Source organism: Pseudomonadota bacterium, from assembly GCA_027624715.1.
Classification (GTDB): Bacteria; Pseudomonadota; Gammaproteobacteria; order Burkholderiales; family Eutrophovitaceae; genus Eutrophovita.
Genome location: JAQBTV010000031.1, coordinates 1 through 4,006, shown reverse-complemented (window position 1 = coordinate 4,006; position 4,006 = coordinate 1). Strand labels below are relative to the sequence as shown.

Sequence of the window (4,006 nt, the reverse complement as noted above, 5' to 3'; positions counted from 1 at the left end):
TCGGCCTCTTTGATGCCTCTGGCCGCAAGGACACGGGCGAGAACCGGGGACAGACCTTTTTCTCTTAGTTTCTTTTGAGCAAGGTCTGGAGCTTTTCGTACGTGGATAGTACGTTTATCATCAACTACAGGCATCTCTTACCCAATCAATAGTTTTCCCTGTTTTGACCCAAAACTTATGCAAGGAATATTTGGTGCACGATGTGTCAAGTACGATCGAGTTCTGCATCAGTTGCACGTTCAGTTGTGTATACAGGCCAGATTTTAGAAGAGCCATGCCTTTGGAGACCAACTCGTTCGCTGCAACTATGGTGTTTGAGTCCTCATTGATGTGAATGTCGATGAGCGCATTGTTTTGTGGTGAGCCTTCGGAGAGTATCTGATCAACCGATGTCATCGTGGCGTTGGCCGCGCGTGACAGGGCGATCAGCTCAGGACTTTGTGCTGAGACCAAAAGCGAGGAATCTTGAAGTTCTCGACGAGGTCCTTCGCCCCATAACCAAACACCATTTGGTTTTACGTGTTCTCTATCATCCGGGGTGTTCTCGTTACTTTGATGAAATAGCATCTGGATTTCATTCATTTTTGCAATCCAATGCCGTGATTGAGGTCCGGTGGGCAGGACTGTGCTCATTGGTCTATTCTGCGCTTCGGTCGCAGGCGTACTGCCTATTTTAGGATCTTCTTGCAGGCCTATAAGTAAAAGTGAAGGCCATTCAGAGACGTTACGAGTTAATAAACCGTCAAAGCTTGCTGTGAGCAAATTGTTATATCGTCCATTATCAATGGCAGCGCTCGATAGGTTGTGCAGGCGCTTCACGAATACATCATTCATTCCTGCTGAATAGTCAACCAATTCACAACACAGATAATGTGGATAAACCGAGAAATCTGGATCCCCACGTGCCAGTAGCGTGCTTATTGCGATTTCATCCTTTTGATGAGGAAATAATTGCTCCATCCAAGAGTCGATGAGAGATGTATTCCTCCGTAGTTTCCGAGCCCCCCGGCTAAATACAAGATCGAGACTGGGCGTTAGTGACGTATCTGGCCATACATCTCGGCCAGAAGGGCTCGATATTGTCAGGGAAAGGGTATTCACGGGTAATATAACTTTCAGTATTGTAATAAGATGCATTCTCCCATACCTATCGGTCGAATCAAATGTATGGGGTCGCGATATAATTAGACACTCATTATTTCAGTGAACCTTCATGTTTAAACCTTTCGAGCTTTTTGTTGGATTACGCTATACAAAAGCTAAGCGCAAGAACCACTTCATTTCATTCATATCGGCTACGTCGATGATCGGTATCGCGCTAGGTGTTGCGGCGCTTATTGTTGTCCTCTCCGTTATGAACGGCTTTCAAAAGGAATTGCGGGCTACGATCTTAGGAGTGGTGTCGCATGTTCAGTTGATGGGTAGCCACGGCCAATTTGAAAATTGGGAAAGCATCGCCGAGCAAACCAAAAAACAAGACGGAGTGATTGGATCTGCACCTTTTGTATCGGGTGAAGGGCTTTTGACTTTTGGTCGAAGATCGCACGGCACACTGATTCGCGGGGTCTTGCCACATTTTGAAAAGAATGTCTCCGATGTCTCTGATCATATGGTCGAGGGATCGCTGGATACTTTGGAGGCAGGTCAGTTTAATGTTGTTCTCGGCATTGATCTGGCACGCTCTTTAGGGGTAGGGGTTGGTGATCGGGTGGTTTTGATTACGCCTCAGGGGCACGTAACACCTGCTGGTGTGATGCCCAGGCTAAGACAATTCTTAGTGAGCGGTATTTTTGAAGTCAAAAACTACGAATACGACGCGGCACTGGCGATGATCCACATGGCTGACGCACAAAAACTTTTGATGCTTGGAAACTCTGTGTCTGGCTTGAGGCTGAAACTCACTGATCTATTTGAGGCGCCACGCGTCGCATCCAATTTGGCGTCGTTATTGCCCCCCGATATTTTTATTTCCGATTGGACGAGAAGCCATGCCACTTTTTTTCGAGCGATACAAATCGAGAAACGAGTGATGTCGATTATCCTTTTACTTATTGTTGCAGTTGCGGCGTTCAATATTGTTTCTACTCTAGTGATGGTGGTTACCGATAAGCGGACAGATATTGCAATACTTCGAACCTTAGGGGCGCTTCCCTCACAAATTATGAAGATCTTCTTTATCCAAGGATCTCTGATTGGGTTTATTGGGACGTTGTTGGGTTTGAGTTTTGGTTTGCTTGTGGCGGTTAATATCGATGTGATTGTTCCTGCCATCGAATCTGTTTTCGGGGTTCAGTTTTTGGCGAAAGATGTGTATTACATTTCAGATATTCCCTCAGAGTTGCAGGCAAATGACGTCATTTGGATTGGTCTCTTGTCTCTTGGTTTAACCATGCTGGCTACGATCTATCCAAGCTTGCGAGCAGCTAAGATTAATCCGTCTGAGGCGTTGCGTTATGAATAATCCCAACCAAGGTAAAAATTGCGTCTTATCTGCCGTTGACGTTGAGAAAGACTATGGTTTTATCGGAGGTGTTCCAATCGAGATCCTTAAAGGAGTCTCTTTAAATGTATATGCCGGAGATATAACGGCTATTGTCGGTTCGTCAGGGTGCGGTAAAAGTACTTTGCTCCACATTCTAGGGGGCTTAGATAAACCCACTCGTGGAGAAGTAAAAGTTAATAATGAATCGTTCTCTTCCTTATCCGAAGTGGGTATTTGCGAGGTTAGAAATCGATCTATTGGCTTCGTTTATCAATTCCACCATTTATTACTTGAGTTTACGGCATTGGAAAACGTAGCCATGCCGCTACTCATGCGTCGGGATAGTGTCGCAGATGCTGAGGCTAAGGCGTCAGAAATGCTGAGGCGGGTTGGTTTGGCGCATCGTATGGGACATCAACCGACCGAGCTCTCGGGCGGAGAACGCCAGCGTGTCGCAATTGCGCGGGCACTTGTCACAGGCCCTGCGTGTTTGTTGGCCGATGAGCCGACAGGGAACTTAGATAAATCAAGCGCTGCAGGATTTATGGATTTGATGTTTCAGATTAATGAAGAGTTGGGGGCGAGCGTTGTGGTTGTTACCCATGACACGGCATTAGCGGCAAAGATGCATCAAACCTATCGATTAGACGACGGCAAATTAAGTCTTGATTCTTGATTTCTGCGAACGTTGAAGGATGAGCGTGTTGGTTTGACCATTCTTTGACATCATTGGTTTTAGTGCTAGAATCCCGCTTCCTTCAGGCGCGTAGCTCAGTTGGTTAGAGCACCACCTTGACATGGTGGGGGTCGTTGGTTCGAATCCAATCGCGCCTACCAGTGCACTTTCAGTCCACTTCCTCCCCTCGAGATCCCTAGTCTGCGTTGTGCATGAGCGCGTCGCTTGCCACTCAGTTCGATCCACACTGCCTGATTAATCGATGGTATTCTTTAGTTCGCCTGGGTTTTTGGTGGCGCAACGAATTAGATAAGCCTAATAAAGGTAAAAGATAATAATAAATTCAAGGAGGAGTACCGATGGAACTATTACTGGATCCAATCACCATCAACAGTCGCAAAGCCTTAGCCGGGTTTAAGCTGATTGGGGTCGATTACACAGTCACAAAAATTGATTATTTTCAGGCGAAACAGCAGAGCCCGGAGTATGTCGCGATCAATCCGAATGCTTCAGTTCCAGCGCTTCGTGATGGCGATTTTACGCTTTGGGAGTCCAATGCGATATTGCAGTATGCGGCGGATAAACTAGGCAATGCTTCTGCTTACCCAACGGAATTGAAAACCCGAGCTGATGTTAACCGTTGGTTATTGTGGGAGAGCAGCGCATGGTTCCCATCTTGTTACAAATATGTGGTTGAGAATTGTGTGAAACCGTTGTTAGGCGGTGAAACTGATCAGTCTATTCTCGATGCGGAAGAACCTAATTTTCATAAATTAGCCGGCATTCTTGACGCTAGACTTGCTGGCAGTCGTTATCTTTGTGGGGATGAGCCAACCATTGCAGATGTG

The 4,006-nt window shown here is 46.3% G+C and carries 4 protein-coding genes and 1 tRNA gene; 4 read left to right on the top strand and 1 reads right to left on the bottom strand.

The annotated features are described in order from the left end of the window. Positions 1–120: 120 nt before the first annotated feature. The gene (locus tag O3A65_08920) at positions 121–1,137 is read right to left on the bottom strand and encodes a hypothetical protein (protein MDA1332579.1); all 1,017 of its coding nucleotides are present in this window, start codon (positions 1,135–1,137) and stop codon (positions 121–123) included. Positions 1,138–1,213: 76 nt separating this feature from the next. Here O3A65_08920 and O3A65_08915 point away from each other — a divergent pair, with 76 nt between their 5' ends. From O3A65_08915 to O3A65_08900, 4 genes are all read left to right on the top strand, one after another. Then, positions 1,214–2,461, top strand: coding sequence for a lipoprotein-releasing ABC transporter permease subunit (locus O3A65_08915; protein MDA1332578.1), 1,248 nt, complete (start codon positions 1,214–1,216; stop codon positions 2,459–2,461). Continuing rightward, on the top strand, positions 2,454–3,158 hold the full coding sequence (locus O3A65_08910) for an ATP-binding cassette domain-containing protein (protein ID MDA1332577.1): 705 nt from the start codon (positions 2,454–2,456) through the stop codon (positions 3,156–3,158). The genes O3A65_08915 and O3A65_08910 overlap by 8 nt, the downstream gene beginning before the upstream one ends. 84 nt (positions 3,159–3,242) lie before the next feature. After that, positions 3,243–3,319 (top strand) — tRNA-Val (locus tag O3A65_08905). 198 nt (positions 3,320–3,517) lie between these two features. Beyond that, a partial coding sequence (locus O3A65_08900) for a glutathione S-transferase family protein (protein ID MDA1332576.1) occupies positions 3,518–4,006 on the top strand: 489 nt, incomplete at its 3' end.